The organism is Neisseria sp. N95_16 (assembly GCF_002551535.2).
GTDB classification, from domain to species: domain Bacteria; phylum Pseudomonadota; class Gammaproteobacteria; order Burkholderiales; family Neisseriaceae; genus Neisseria; species Neisseria brasiliensis.
In genome coordinates this window covers 1-13,935 of the sequence record NZ_PDBT02000025.1, presented here as the reverse complement: position 1 = coordinate 13,935, position 13,935 = coordinate 1, and the positions used below count along the sequence as shown (strand labels likewise).

12 protein-coding genes and 1 pseudogene are annotated in these 13,935 nt (G+C 44.7%); 4 read left to right on the top strand and 9 right to left on the bottom strand.

The genetic code is table 11. The annotated features are described in order from the left end of the window. Nucleotides 1-99: 99 nt before the first annotated feature. The 8 genes and pseudogenes from CRG49_RS05675 to xcbA form a co-directional block, all read right to left on the bottom strand. On the bottom strand, nucleotides 100-2,148 hold the full coding sequence (locus tag CRG49_RS05675; protein ID WP_095502503.1) for a capsular polysaccharide biosynthesis protein: 2,049 nt from the start codon (nucleotides 2,146-2,148) through the stop codon (nucleotides 100-102). 124 nt (nucleotides 2,149-2,272) lie between these two features. Beyond that, entirely contained in the window at nucleotides 2,273-2,812 is a 540-nt protein-coding gene (gene rfbC / locus CRG49_RS05670; RefSeq protein WP_095502502.1) for a dTDP-4-dehydrorhamnose 3,5-epimerase, read from the bottom strand. 55 nt (nucleotides 2,813-2,867) lie between these two features. Then, nucleotides 2,868-3,743: a glucose-1-phosphate thymidylyltransferase RfbA gene (gene rfbA, locus CRG49_RS05665; protein ID WP_095502501.1), complete on the bottom strand. Its 876-nt coding sequence runs from the start codon at nucleotides 3,741-3,743 to the stop codon at nucleotides 2,868-2,870. Nucleotides 3,744-3,803: 60 nt separating this feature from the next. Beyond that, nucleotides 3,804-4,871 carry a dTDP-glucose 4,6-dehydratase gene (rffG, locus tag CRG49_RS05660; RefSeq protein WP_095502500.1) on the bottom strand — a complete coding sequence of 356 codons (1,068 nt, stop codon included), beginning with the start codon at nucleotides 4,869-4,871 and terminating at the stop codon, nucleotides 3,804-3,806. 96 nt (nucleotides 4,872-4,967) lie between these two features. Beyond that, nucleotides 4,968-5,984: a UDP-glucose 4-epimerase GalE gene (galE, locus tag CRG49_RS05655; protein WP_095502499.1), complete on the bottom strand. Its 1,017-nt coding sequence runs from the start codon at nucleotides 5,982-5,984 to the stop codon at nucleotides 4,968-4,970. Nucleotides 5,985-6,147: 163 nt separating this feature from the next. Then, nucleotides 6,148-6,918, bottom strand: a complete 771-nt coding sequence (locus CRG49_RS05650; protein ID WP_095502498.1) for a phosphodiester glycosidase family protein — start codon at nucleotides 6,916-6,918, stop codon at nucleotides 6,148-6,150. 140 nt (nucleotides 6,919-7,058) lie between these two features. Beyond that, a pseudogene (gene xcbB, locus CRG49_RS05645) lies at nucleotides 7,059-8,112 on the bottom strand (casular polysaccharide biosynthesis protein XcbB). Further along, nucleotides 8,078-9,532: a capsular polysaccharide phosphotransferase XcbA gene (gene xcbA / locus CRG49_RS05640; RefSeq protein ID WP_095502497.1), complete on the bottom strand. Its 1,455-nt coding sequence runs from the start codon at nucleotides 9,530-9,532 to the stop codon at nucleotides 8,078-8,080. The pseudogene xcbB and the gene xcbA overlap by 35 nt, the downstream one beginning before the upstream one ends. A gap of 327 nt (nucleotides 9,533-9,859) precedes the next feature. Between xcbA and ctrA the strand changes: the two genes are divergently transcribed. Genes ctrA through CRG49_RS05620 form a run of 4 tightly spaced genes read left to right on the top strand, consistent with a single transcriptional unit; the run spans nucleotide 9,860 to nucleotide 13,660 of the window. Continuing rightward, nucleotides 9,860-11,038 carry a capsule polysaccharide export outer membrane protein CtrA gene (ctrA, locus tag CRG49_RS05635; protein WP_095502496.1) on the top strand — a complete coding sequence of 393 codons (1,179 nt, stop codon included), beginning with the start codon at nucleotides 9,860-9,862 and terminating at the stop codon, nucleotides 11,036-11,038. Between the two features lie 14 nt (nucleotides 11,039-11,052). Beyond that, nucleotides 11,053-12,216: a capsule polysaccharide export protein CtrB gene (gene ctrB / locus CRG49_RS05630; RefSeq protein ID WP_095502495.1), complete on the top strand. Its 1,164-nt coding sequence runs from the start codon at nucleotides 11,053-11,055 to the stop codon at nucleotides 12,214-12,216. Beyond that, nucleotides 12,216-13,013 carry an ABC transporter permease gene (locus CRG49_RS05625; RefSeq protein ID WP_095502494.1) on the top strand — a complete coding sequence of 266 codons (798 nt, stop codon included), beginning with the start codon at nucleotides 12,216-12,218 and terminating at the stop codon, nucleotides 13,011-13,013. The genes ctrB and CRG49_RS05625 overlap by 1 nt, the downstream gene beginning before the upstream one ends. Continuing rightward, nucleotides 13,010-13,660, top strand: coding sequence for an ABC transporter ATP-binding protein (locus tag CRG49_RS05620; protein ID WP_095502493.1), 651 nt, complete (start codon nucleotides 13,010-13,012; stop codon nucleotides 13,658-13,660). The genes CRG49_RS05625 and CRG49_RS05620 overlap by 4 nt, the downstream gene beginning before the upstream one ends. Nucleotides 13,661-13,724: 64 nt before the next feature. On the opposite strand, the gene CRG49_RS13305 is transcribed toward CRG49_RS05620, so the two are convergent. Then, the coding region (locus CRG49_RS13305) for an IS30 family transposase (protein WP_198515146.1) at nucleotides 13,725-13,935 on the bottom strand (211 nt) is incomplete at its 5' end.

Here is a 13,935-nt window from a genome sequence, read left to right as displayed (position 1 = left end):
ATGGCTATGCAGCCGATTGATAAGGATACGATGCATCAGCAGCCAGGTAAAGCACGCCGTTGTTAACAACATGGCATAGCCTGTGGCCGCTGTTGGCATTTACCCGACTAAAGATCGATATAATTGTTTGATTTTACCGATTTGCTTGCTTAACCAGCTTTTATGTAGTCGGCTGTTGTTTTTTTGCAATGCTTTTTGCGTTTTCAATACGTCGATGGCGGTAGCGGCATCAATCATACGGCGGGTATCCGGGTGGACATAGCCCGGATAGTAAATTAAGGTACCGGCGATAAGCTCCCACAGTTTCAAACGGCGTGTACGGCGGGCAATGGGTAAACGGTCTTCGGTCAAGCCCCAGCCTGCGTAAAACGGCAGCCCGTAGCACACCACTTTTTTGCCGCGCAACAAAGCTTCAAATCCGGTCAGCGAGGTCATGGTGTGTACTTCAGCGGCGTATTGCAGGCAGGTAAGAATATCGGCTTCGGGGGCGGTTTGATCGGCGTAGCATGTCATGTCTTGCGCGCTGATGTGGCCGACTCGGTTGCCGCTGACTACATCGGGATGCGGTTTGTAAATAATATAGGCTTTAGGGTTGCTCTCGCGTACGGCGCGGAGCAAATCCAGATTGCGGTAAATTTCAGGCGAACCATGTCGGATGGAGGCATCGCCTTCCACCTGACCCGGCACCAGAATCACGGTTTGGCTGGTGTTGGGTGGGGTAAACACCTGATTGCCGACATTGTATTTGCTGATGTGGTGTTCAGTCAGGGTATGTTGCAGCATGGAGGCCGTCTGAAAATCCTGTTCGCTGAAAGCTTGGTTTTGCAGGATATATTCCAAGCGTGACGGTGTTTCGGCATTGAAATAAATCCCCATATCGTCGGTGACCAAAGACAATGCCGGCACTAAGTTCGACCCCAAACCTACCGAGCGGATAAAGCCGTCTTCCATTCTCAATAGCGGTAAGCCGCGGCTTTGTGCAAAATCAATCACGGCCTGCTTGCCGTTGCCCCAAGCCAGCACACGTGCATCAGCTGTAAAATCAATGTTTTCCAGCTTTTTGACCGATTTCACAAATTTCAGACGGCATGAAGGCACATTGAAAAACGGCTTCATCACCGCCTGTTTCCACAGCGACATGCCCACACAATACAATTCGCCACGCAGCTTTTCATTCAAGCGGCGGGCGGCGGCTAGATAGTCAATCACATCAAACAGCGTACCGGCCTTGCCCGTATTCGGATTCAGGTAGCGGCTGTATTGCAGGTAGGCCGCAGCAAACAGCTGCAACAGCGAACGCGGCGCACGACGGCCTTCATCCATCAGCTTGGTAATATTGGGATGACGATCATCACTCACACCCCAGCCGGCATACCACGGCAAACCAAACGTTATCAAAGGCTTGCCGCACAACAAGGCTTCAAAACCCATTTGCGAGGTCACGCAATACACTTTGTCTACAGCTTGCAGCAGCGAAATCGGATTAATGTCTTCAGCCAATAAACGCACACGCGGCTGCTGTGCCAAATCAGTGAGATAACCTTGCTTCTTGCCGCTCAATACATCGGGGTGGGTTTTAACCCAGATTTCCGCATCAGGATTTTCGGCTAAGGCCGTCTGAAACATTTGGCGGAATGTGGCTTCATCTGCGCCGCCATATTGAACCGCCATATCGCCGAAGGTTTGATCAATTACCAAAACAATGTTTTTGCTGTCTTGTACGAGGCCGTCTGAAAAATCCAGAGCATGGTTATATTTAGACAAACGGTGCGTCAAAATCAAATCGATTGCCTGCTGTGCTTGGTCAAGCATTTCAGACGGCATATCGGCGGCTAAAACTAACTGCTCCAAACGCGATGGGCGGGTTGTGTCGTAATAGATGCCGATATCGTCGTAAACCAGCGCAAACGGCGGATAACCGGCCACGCCTAGGCCCAGTGAGCGCAAAAAACCGTCTTCCAATGCCACAAACGGCAAGCCGTGTGATTGTGCAAACGCGCGTGCTTGGTGGGTGGTTGGGCGTAAGCCCCAGCCGATGACCGTTTCCGCCTGTTGGCTGCTTTTTTGGATGGTGTACTCAGGCAGAAAGTCCGCAAGATTAGGAATCTTACGGATGCCGCGGGATGGAATGTAAGCGTTTTTTGCCATGGGATTTTCTTGGGAGAGCGGAAAGGGTCAGGCGGCTTCATCAGCCACAAAATAGTTGGAATACTTATTTTACCGAAAAAACAAAGGCGGGTGTCATCCCTGCCTTGATTCATGGTATTGTTGTTTAGAATGTGACCGCTTCGGCGAGTGCCTTACCTGCCAAATCTTTGGCCGATAGGCTTGGTTTGCCTGATAAAGGCCAGTCAATTGCGACTGTAGCATCATTCCAAATCAGGGAATGTTCTGCATTTGGGTTGTAATAGTCGGTACATTTATAGACAAATTCCGCTTCATCGCTCAATACATAAAATCCATGGGCAAACCCTTCGGGCACCCATAATTGGCGTTTGTTGTCTGCCGATAAAACCTCACCGACCCAGTGGCCGAAAGTAGGACTATCACGACGCATATCCACGGCAACATCAAAGACTTCGCCTGATACCACGCGCACCAGTTTGCCTTGTGTATTTTCGGTTTGATAATGTAAACCGCGTAATACGCCTTGGGTGGATTTACTGTGGTTTTCCTGCACAAAAGTGCGTTCGGCCACATTTTGGCGGAACCATTCATCACGGAAGGTTTCCATAAAAAAACCGCGCTCGTCACCGAAGACTTTGGATTCGAGCAATTTGACATCGGGAATACGGGTGTCGATGATATTCATCATGTTTTCCTAAAAAAGCGTTTCAGACGGCCTCAAAATTGGTAAAAGCAACCTCTTAATCTCTGCCAACCAAGCGCAATAAATATTGGCCATATTCATTTTTACACATTGGCTTTGCCAAGTTTCTGATTTCTTCGCTGCTCAACCAGCCATTACGCCATGCGATTTCTTCCAAACAGGCGACTTGTAGGTTTTGAATGTTTTCAATGGTTTCGACAAACGAGGCTGCTTCCAATAGGCTGGCGTGTGTGCCGGTATCGAGCCAAGCAAAACCGCGACCGAGCAATTGGACATTGAGCGAACCATCGTCCAAATACATTTGATTCAAGGTGGTAATTTCCAATTCGCCGCGTTCAGACGGCTTCACTTGTTTGGCAAACTCGACTACGCGATTATCGTAGAAATAGAGGCCGGTTACCGCCCAATCGGATTTAGGTTGTTTCGGTTTTTCTTCGATTGACAGGGCTTTGAAATTCTCATCAAACTCAATCACACCGAAACGCTCGGGATCTTTCACTTGATAGCCGAATACGGTAGCACCTTTGGTTTCCACGGAAGCGGCGGCTTCTTTCAGGGATTGGCTGAAATGCTGGCCATAGAAAATATTGTCGCCCAACACCAAACACACCGAATCATCGCCGATAAATTCTTCACCAATTAAAAATGCCTGCGCCAAACCGTCGGGGCTGGGTTGGATGGCGTAGGAAATTTGAATACCGAAATCGCTGCCATCACCCAGCAAGCGGCGGAAAGCATCGTTATCTTCCGGCGTGGTAATCACCAGCACATCGCGGATGCCGGCCAACATCAACACCGATAAGGGGTAATAAATCATCGGTTTGTTGTACACCGGCAGTAATTGCTTTGATACGCCGCGGGTAATCGGGTAAAGGCGTGTGCCGCTGCCGCCTGCGAGAATAATGCCTTTCATCAGTTTACTTTCCTTATGTAGTTGGTGTTCAGACGGCCTTCATGCCGCCTGAATGTATTTTTATTGTTTATTGCCTAAGCGTTCACGATTGTAGCTGCCGTCTAACACACGCGACCACCAAGTTTGATTGTTTAAATACCATTCCACTGTTTTGCGGATGCCGCTTTCAAAAGTTTCTTGCGGCTGCCAACCCAACTCACGGCCGATTTTTGCGGCATCAATCGCATAGCGCACATCATGGCCGGGGCGGTCTTTGACATAGGTAATCAAATCTTCATAACGCGCCACGCCTTGCGGTTTGTTCGGCACCAATTCTTCCAGCAGGGCGCAAATCGTGCGCACCACTTCAATATTGGCTTTTTCATTGTGGCCGCCGATATTGTAGGTTTCGCCGATTTCGCCTTCTGTCACCACTTGATACAGCGCGCGCGCATGATCTTCTACATAGAGCCAATCGCGAATCTGCATACCGTCGCCATACACCGGCAGCGCTTTGCCATCAAGCGCATTCAGAATCATCAGCGGAATCAGTTTTTCAGGGAAATGATAAGGGCCGTAGTTGTTGGAACAATTGGTCACAATGGTCGGCAGGCCGTAAGTGCGCAGCCATGCGCGCACCAAATGGTCGCTGGAGGCTTTGGAAGCCGAATAAGGGCTGGAAGGGGCGTAAGGCGTGGTTTCGGTGAACAAATCATCCGTGCCGTGCAAATCGCCGTACACTTCATCAGTAGAAATATGATGGAAACGGAAAGCCGCTTTTTTTTCAGACGGCATATCATGCCAATACGCGCGCGCCGCTTCCAAAAGCGTATAAGTACCAACAATATTGGTTTCAATAAATGCCGCCGGCCCATCAATGCTACGGTCGACATGGCTTTCTGCTGCCAAGTGCATCACCGCATCCGGCTGGTGTTCGGCAAACACACGATCCAGTGCCGCTCGGTTACAAATATCGATTTGCTCAAACGCATAGCGCGGATGATTGGCTACGGATTCCAGCGATTCCAAATTGCCCGCATAAGTGAGCTTATCCACATTCACCACCGCATCTTGCGTATCGTTGATGATATGGCGCACTACCGCCGAACCGATAAAACCGGCACCGCCGGTGACAAGGATTTTTTGCATAATGAATATTAATCGCTAAAATGATAAGGTAAATTTTACTATAAATCGCAAACAAAAGGCCGTCTGAAACTTCAGACGGCCTCTCAGTTTTATCGCTTAATCATCATAGCCATTCGGATGATTACTTACCCAGCGCCATGAATCTTCCATCATTTGGGTCAAATCACGCTGGGTTTGCCAACCGATTTGCGCCTTCGTGTAGGAAGGGTCGGCATAGAAACACGCCAAATCACCGGCGCGGCGCGGTTTGACTTCATACGGAATCGTCAAACCCGAAGCTGCTTCAAATGCGCGGATGATTTCCAACACCGAAGAAGCGCGGCCGGAGCCTAAGTTCAGCAAATGCGTGCCCGCTACATTGCTTTTTGCTTGCATAGCCGCGACATGGCCTTCTGCCAAATCCATCACATGAATATAGTCGCGCATACCCGTGCCATCAGGGGTAGGGTAGTCATCGCCGAATACCGCTAATTGCGGCAGTTTGCCTGCCGCCACTTGGCAGATATAAGGCAACAAATTATTTGGGATACCGTTTGGCTGCTCGCCAATCAAGCCGCTTTCATGCGCGCCAATTGGATTGAAATAACGCAACAAAATCATGCTCCAGCGCGGATCGGCTTTTTGAATGTCAGTGAGAATGCGCTCAACCATCGATTTCGATGCGCCGTAAGGGCTGGTGGTGTCGCCCGGTGGCATATCCTCGGTATAAGGCACTTTGCCCGGATCGCCATAAACCGTCGCCGAAGAACTGAACACAATGCTAAACACGCCCGCGCGCGCCATTTCTTCCGCCAACACCAAGCTGCCGGAAACATTATTATCATAATATTTCATCGGCTCGGCCACACTTTCACCCACCGCTTTCAAGCCGGCAAAATGAATCACCGAATCAATGCGGTTTTCCGCAAAAATACGGCGCAAAATCTCACGATCGCGGATATCGCCTTGGTAAAACGGAATCTCTTGGCCGGTAATCGTTTTCAAGCGTGGCAGGATATTGATGCTGGAATTACATAGGTTATCCAAAATCACGACTTGATGACCGCTTTTCAGCAAAGAAACAACGGTATGCGAACCGATAAAACCGGTGCCGCCGGTAACGAGAATGTTCATCGAAACTTCCTTAAACTCTTTATTTTTAAGGCCGTCTGAAAAATATTCTTTCAGACGGCCTTAAAGTGAAAATAACTGCTTTAATGATTCTCAGAATATTGATTCGGAGATTATCACGCACTCAATGATTTGAAGTATTTCATCAATAGAATACGCGCCTTCTTTATGGAGAGACATATTCTACGCCCAAATGATTCGCTACCACACGTTCTTTTTTTTGTGTGGCAGGTAAGGTCGATATACGGTTATATCCTTTGACCATGGTAGAGCTGCCGCCACCATCTAAATTAATGGCCTTGGTTAGTTTGAGGCTTGAGGCTAATTGGCCTAATTCATTTAAAGTGGCACCCTTAAATTTAGGCAACCTGCCATCTATCACGATAAAGTATAAATAATTACGTTTTTCGTCTAATCCGACCATAGTTCGAGGTTGCTTTGTTATAAATTTAATATGGGTACAACCAACCGGATCATCATCGGAACATTCAAATTTTTTGGTTGCCGGATTAAAAGCTTGCCAGCCGGATACGGCCAGTTTCCAAGAATCATCTACTTTAGAAACCATATTTTTATCTTCGATTATGCAGCGATTTTGCCGATTGCAGGCTAAAAAAACCCGTTTTTGGACATCGCGAGTTTTGTCCCAAGTTTTATGATCGGTAATGGCGAGGCCAAAAGGGAAATATCCGGTGCGGAAAAAACTACCATTAATCGCGATATCAGTACGGTATTTACGGGCAAATTGAGAGACTGTCATGCCTTTGTCGGCTTCTTGGGTGGCGATTAAATTGATACCTTTACAATTTAAGTTGATTTTTGCGATATGGATATGGTTTTGTGAGCTTTGCTGAATACACAAAGATTGAGCGTATGTGTATTCAGAGTTAAAGAAAGATAAGATAAATATCGAGAGAATAGAAAAAAATTTTTTCATAACAATAGTTGTTAAATAAATTAACCAACTATAAGAAAATTATAGTTGGTTAATTACAAGTTATTTGTTAGATGTGCTTATTTCGATTCCTAATGATTTACCTAGAATCTTTTGTCCATCTAACAATAAGTTAATTAATGTTATCTGTTCAGGGACGGAGTGAGCAGTAATTTGGGGGTGCGTCTTAATCTGTATGTCATTCGATAAGTCAACAATGTTGATTAATCCGCTCGAGACGCGAGCTAGATTAGAACTTGTTTCAAAATTGAATTTCTGTGCACTAGATGCGCAAATATACATTTTATGAGTATTGCCGCGTAGATGATTAACAATCATGTTAGTCATGTTGGCTTCTTTAAAATGTTTGACGAAATGGACATCTTTTTGATTATAAACCGATGAGTCAATAATTGGGTCGCCGGCTACCACTTTGTAGTTGCCAATGGCACCATGTAATAGTGCCCCCGCGCCACCTTTACTGCCTCCATATAAAACGACGTTTTCAGGCTGGATGTCGTATTTGTATAAGGTTTCTTTAATCAGGTTCTGAATCTGGTCTTCGTAATCCGGATAGTTGCGGGTATTGGTAAAGTAAGAGCCATGGGAGATATTCAAATCAGCAATGCGCAGTACATAGACGTTCTTGACCAAGCTGCGTTGAACATCTGCGAAATATTGGACAAATAATCGCTCAACGGCATTGCTGCTATCATAGCCGCCACCGCCATTCATGTGGGCAAACAATACCAATAAACGGTTGGGGACAGAGGCAGATTTGCGTTTTGGTGAAGGTGGTGTCAGTGTGTATAACATTTCTTTATGGCGGCGCAAATCGCTGTAAGCCTTCAGTCGCTCCGGATGGTACTCCTTACGTTTCATAAATACTGAATAGCCATCATGATGATGACTAATTAAAATAAAATCATTTTTTATAATTTCAATATATTGATCGTAAGCTTGGGCATCTCTTCGGGCTAATTTAATAATGTTTAAGCGACTATTTGTTTGTAATACAAGACGTACTTTAGAATAATCCGGATTAAAATTAACCCCTAATTCAGTGTACGAAGTTTTTTGCTTTGCAATATCTGTATCATTTTGATATGCTGGATAGTTTTGTATAGTATTCATAAATACGATTACTCCGTAACTTAGATTATTATTGTCCACTAGGCTGTGATGTGAGGGTGACATCCGCTAAGTATTTGAGGGCTAGTGTATGTTTTGGGTTTAGGCCACAAAAGATTTGTAAATTTTCTTCAGCAGTTTCCCGGTAGTGTTCTTGTTGCGTTTCTTCAAATAAAAACCGGGCAGATAAACCTAAATAATAGAAAAGATATGAATAAGGTTTATTATATTTATTGACCAGCTGCTTATTGATAATAGGTAATAATTTAGTATATACAGTTAAATAATCTTTATGTTTAACTAATTCAGCTACTTCAGATTTAGTAGGAAGGAGAATTTCTGCTTCTGATACATCTGGATAGTATGTTTCTAAAAAGCTTTGTAATTTGGCTTCGTAATTAGATAAAATATTTTTATTGCTCGATGTATGATCATTTAAGCAGATAGAATGTGGGCTGCATTCGCTTCCTTTTCGAGCTAATAATGTTTTGTAATGCTGAGCTGCTTGAGGAGAGCGAATGTTAAAGTAAATACATCGAGTGCGTGTAGCAAGAGCTTGGCCTGTCAAAATGGCAAAATGGTGGTGCAGGAATGTCGCCATGTTAATATCTGAAATATCACGGAAACGGTTTTGACGACAAACATTTAATTGTTCATGCCATAGGTGTTCAATAGATTCATGTACACTTTTACGTTGTGGATGAAAAGTATGTGCAAACATGGCTTCAGCCCAAAATCCTGTTTCTGCATGTAAAAGCTCACGGGAATTTTTTGAGGCCCATTGGGTTGGTGTGTCTTTCACATTCTTATAGCCATTTGGTAGACGAGAGTTGGTAATAAACAGTTTTGCTAATCCGCTGCTTGTAAAGAAATAAGATGGGCTTAAATCTCTAGTTAGTATGACATCATCATTGAAATAAATGTAATGCTCTGATAATCCTGGGATTTTATATAGAGAGGATTCAATGACGTGAGAATTAAAAGTAGGGAGAAATTGACTGTCGATAATAGTTGAGTGAGGGATAATCGTTACCTTTGTATTGTTGGTATCTAACCATTTTGGTATTTGACCATTTGTTACAATGTAAATATGATTTACCCAGGGGGCATACTTCATCAGGCTTCGAATCGAATATTTTAATTCGTCGCGTGATTGGAATCTTGCAATATCGGTGCTTTCTGCTTTGCCTTTTAGAGTCTCAGATGTGCTTGAATTTTGAAACTTTAGGCGTTCTTCATTGAATTTTTCATCATCTGAATCTACCCAAGTATAAACTACATCAATTGGAAATGTTACTGGGTATGGATCTTCAATTGGTTGGTCGGATGATACGGGTGTTTTATGGGCTGTATTTTTTTTGCTATGAGAAGAGGTTTCGATTGGTAAAGGTTTAATATTTTCGCCATAATTTAACGGTGCTTTTTTTAAGAAATAATCTCGAAAGAAAAGGTTTGGGTGGGTTACCAATTTGCTAATTTTGCTCATAAGAAGGCCTTCCAGAATATGTTTTGATTTAAATTCAATATTTAAATTTAATAAAAAATATAAATAACTTAAATTATAATTTAAGTAAATATTTCTGAGTGTAAAATTTAATAGTGATTTGTTTGTTTTGTGGTGTTAACATAGGGAATATTTTATCTTTGTTTAAGATGTTTTCCGAATGCATTTACCAGCATTATAACACCAAATAGGGTATTTTAGAACACTATTGTCGTTATTTGTTACCGCTTATCTATGTCAAATTTATATAATGATGAAAAATTGCTTTTAAATTGTGTACAATAGGGGATAGATAATTAGAGGTTTGGAATGGTTATGCAAATTAAATGCAAATTCAATTGGTTAGTACTTATGACCGCTACAATGGTTGTGGGTTGTAGTTCTTTGCCAACAACAGGGCCGAGTGCTAAGAAAGTAGAATCTTTAAGTCAGGTATCTTCTGAAACTCAAATTCCTGAAGTGGAATTGATTGATGTCAACCATGCTGTGGCGCAGTCTTTGTATAAGGCCCAAGTAAATCAGTCCTTCACTCAGTTTGGCGATGGTTATGCTTCGGCTGGTACACTGAATATTGGTGATGTATTGGATATTATGATTTGGGAAGCGCCGCCGGCGGTATTGTTTGGCGGTGGTCTTTCCTCGATGGGCTCGGGTAGTGCGCATCAAACCAAGCTGCCGGAGCAGCTGGTTACCGCACGTGGTACGGTTTCTGTGCCGTTTGTTGGCGATATTTCGGTGGTCGGTAAAACGCCGGGTCAGGTTCAGGAAATTATCAAAGGCCGTCTGAAAAAAATGGCCAATCAGCCGCAGGTGATGGTGCGCTTGGTGCAGAATAATGCGGCAAATGTATCGGTGATTCGCGCAGGCAATAGTGTGCGTATGCCGTTGACGGCAGCTGGTGAGCGAGTATTGGATGCGGTGGCCGCGGTAGGTGGTTCGACGGCGAATGTGCAGGATACGAATGTGCAGCTGACACGTGGCAATGTAGTACGAACTGTTGCCTTGGAAGATTTAGTTGCAAATCCGCGACAAAATATTTTGCTGCGCCGCGGTGATGTGGTTACCATGATTACCAATCCCTATACCTTTACGTCTATGGGTGCGGTGGGGAGAACACAAGAAATCGGTTTTTCAGCCAGAGGCTTATCGCTTTCTGAAGCCATTGGCCGTATGGGCGGTTTGCAAGATCGCCGTTCTGATGCGCGTGGTGTGTTTGTGTTCCGCTATACGCCATTGGTGGAATTGCCGGCAGAACGTCAGGATAAATGGATTGCTCAAGGTTATGGCAGTGAGGCAGAGATTCCAACGGTATATCGTGTGAATATGGCTGATGCGCATTCGCTATTTTCTATGCAGCGCTTTCCTGTGAAGAATAAAGATGTATTGTATGTGTCGAATGCGCCGTTGGCTGAAGTGCAGAAATTCTTGTCGTTTGTGTTCTCGCCGGTTACCAGTGGCGCGAACAGTATTAATAATTTAACTAATTAATGTGAGTAATTAAGATGTCTGAGCAACTTCCTGTGGCAGTTGCCACTGAAACCAAAGCCGAGCGTAAAAAGCCGAAAAAGAAAAGTTGGATTAAAAAGCTAAGCCCTTTATTTTGGGTAACGGTGATTATCCCTACGGTAATTTCGTTGGTGTATTTCGGCTTCTTCGCTTCCGATCGTTTTACGTCGCAATCGAGCTTTGTGGTGCGCTCGCCTAAAAGCCAATCTTCTCTCAATGGCCTGGGTGCCATTTTGCAGGGCACAGGTTTTGCCCGTGCGCAAGATGATATTTACACGGTTGGGGAGTATATGCGTTCGCGCTCGTCTTTGGATGAACTGCGTAAAATCTTGCCGGTGCGTGAGTTTTATGAAACCAAAGGTGATGCGTTCAGCCGCTTTAATGGGTTTGGGTTCCGTGGCGAGGAAGAGGCTTTTTATCAATACTATAAAAATCAGGTGATGATCAATTTTGATACGGTTTCGGGTATTTCCACGTTGAATGTAACTTCCTTTGATGCGCTGGAATCTAAGAAAATCAATGAGGCTTTGTTAAAGCAAGGTGAAGCATTGATTAACCAGCTGAACGATCGTGCACGTGCTGATACGGTGCGTTATGCGGAAGAAGTAGTGAAAACGGCGGCAGAGCGGGTAAAGGAAGCCTCTCAGAATCTGACTGATTACCGTATTGCCAATGGCGTTTTTGATTTGAAAGCGCAATCGGAAGTGCAAATGGGGTTGGTTTCCAAGCTGCAAGATGAATTGATTGTGATTCAAACCCAGCTGGATCAGGTGAAAGCAGTCACTCCGGAGAATCCGCAGATTCCGGGTTTGCAGGCGCGTGAGCAGAGCTTGCGTAAAGAAATTGATCAACAGTTACGTGCCATTTCGGGCGGTGGGCATTCTTCGTTGTCTAATCAGGCTGCCGAATATCAGCGTGTGTATTTGGAAAACCAGTTGGCAGAGCAGCAGTTGGCAGCCGCCATGACTTCTTTGGAAAGTGCCAAGGTTGAAGCAGACCGTCAGCAGCTTTATTTGGAAGTGATCTCGCAACCGAGCCTGCCGGATTTGGCATATGAACCTAAGCGCTTATACAACATCGTGGCGACTCTGATTATCGGTTTGATGGTTTATGGTATTTTGAGTTTATTGACGGCCAGCATTCGTGAGCATAAAAACTGATGAAAGCCTTGCATAAAACATCATTTTTGGAATCTTTGGCCATTCAAAGGCGTGTAATCGGTGCGCTTTTGATGCGTGAGATTATTACCCGTTACGGTCGCAATAATATTGGCTTTTTATGGCTGTTTGTTGAGCCGTTGCTGATGACATTCGTTATCGTCTTGATGTGGAAATTTTTAAGGGCAGACCGATATTCAACTTTGAATATTGTCGCATTTGCGATTACTGGCTATCCGATGTTGATGATGTGGCGTAATGCCTCAAAACGGGCAGTTGGGTCGATTTCTTCAAATGCCAGCTTGCTTTATCACCGCAATGTAAGAGTTTTGGATACCATCTTGGCGCGCATGATTTTGGAAATTGCTGGTGCAACCATTGCGCAGATTGTGATTATGGCGGTATTGATTGCGATTGGCTGGATTGAAATGCCGGCAGATATGTTTTATATGCTGATGGCTTGGCTTTTGATGGCTTTTTTTGCGATTGGTTTGGGTTTGGTGATTTGTTCGATTGCCTTTAATTTCGAGCCGTTTGGCAAGATTTGGGGCACATTGACTTTTGTGATGATGCCGTTATCCGGTGCGTTCTTTTTTGTGCATAATTTGCCGCCCAAGGTACAAGAATATGCATTAATGATTCCGATGGTGCATGGCACAGAAATGTTCCGTGCCGGATATTTTGGCAGCGATGTAATTACCTATGAAAATCCTTGGTATATCGTATTGTGCAATCTGGTGTTGTTGTTGCTTGGCTTGGCGATGGTCAGTAAATTCAGTAAAGGAGTCGAGCCGCAATGATTTCGGTTGAACATGTTTCCAAGCAGTATCAAATGCGCGGCGGTATGCGGACGGTGTTAGACGATATCAATTTTTCGCTGAAAAAGGGTGAGAAAGTTGGTATTTTGGGTCGAAACGGTGCAGGTAAATCGACGTTGATCCGTTTGATTAGTGGTGTCGAGCCGCCTACCTCGGGCGAAATCAAGCGAACCATGAGTATTTCTTGGCCGCTGGCGTTTTCCGGTGCCTTCCAAGGAAGCCTGACCGGGATGGATAATCTGCGTTTTATCTGCCGGATTTATAATGTCGATATCGATTATGTGAAAGCGTTTACGGAAGAATTTTCGGAGCTGGGGCAATATTTGTATGAGCCGGTGAAACGCTATTCTTCAGGTATGAAAGCGCGTTTGGCTTTTGCGCTGTCGTTGGCGGTGGAGTTTGACTGTTACCTGATTGACGAAGTGATTGCGGTGGGCGACTCACGTTTTGCAGCTAAATGTAAATATGAGCTGTTTGAAAAGCGCAAAGACCGTTCGATTATTCTGGTGTCACACAGCCATAGCGCGATGAAGCAATATTGTGATAATGCCATGGTGTTGGAAGCTGGGAAGTTATATCAATTTGACAATATGGATGAAGCTTATCAGTATTATAATGCTTCGGTATGATGTTATATGGTGAAGGCCGTCTGAAATTTCAGACGGCCTTACATTCGCATTTCAAGTGCAACGCTCAAATGCCATTGGCAAGGGCTGCTGAAAACAGATCACCCGGTGTCTCATAGTCCAATGTCTTTCTCGGTCGGCGGTTAAGGGCCTCCTCAACCGCTTTAATCTTTTTAGCCCCCAGTTTCCTAAAATCCGTCCCCTTTGGGAAGTATTGTCTGATCAGCCCGTTGGTATTCTCCACCAAGCCTTTTTCCCAAGAATGGTATGGACGGCAG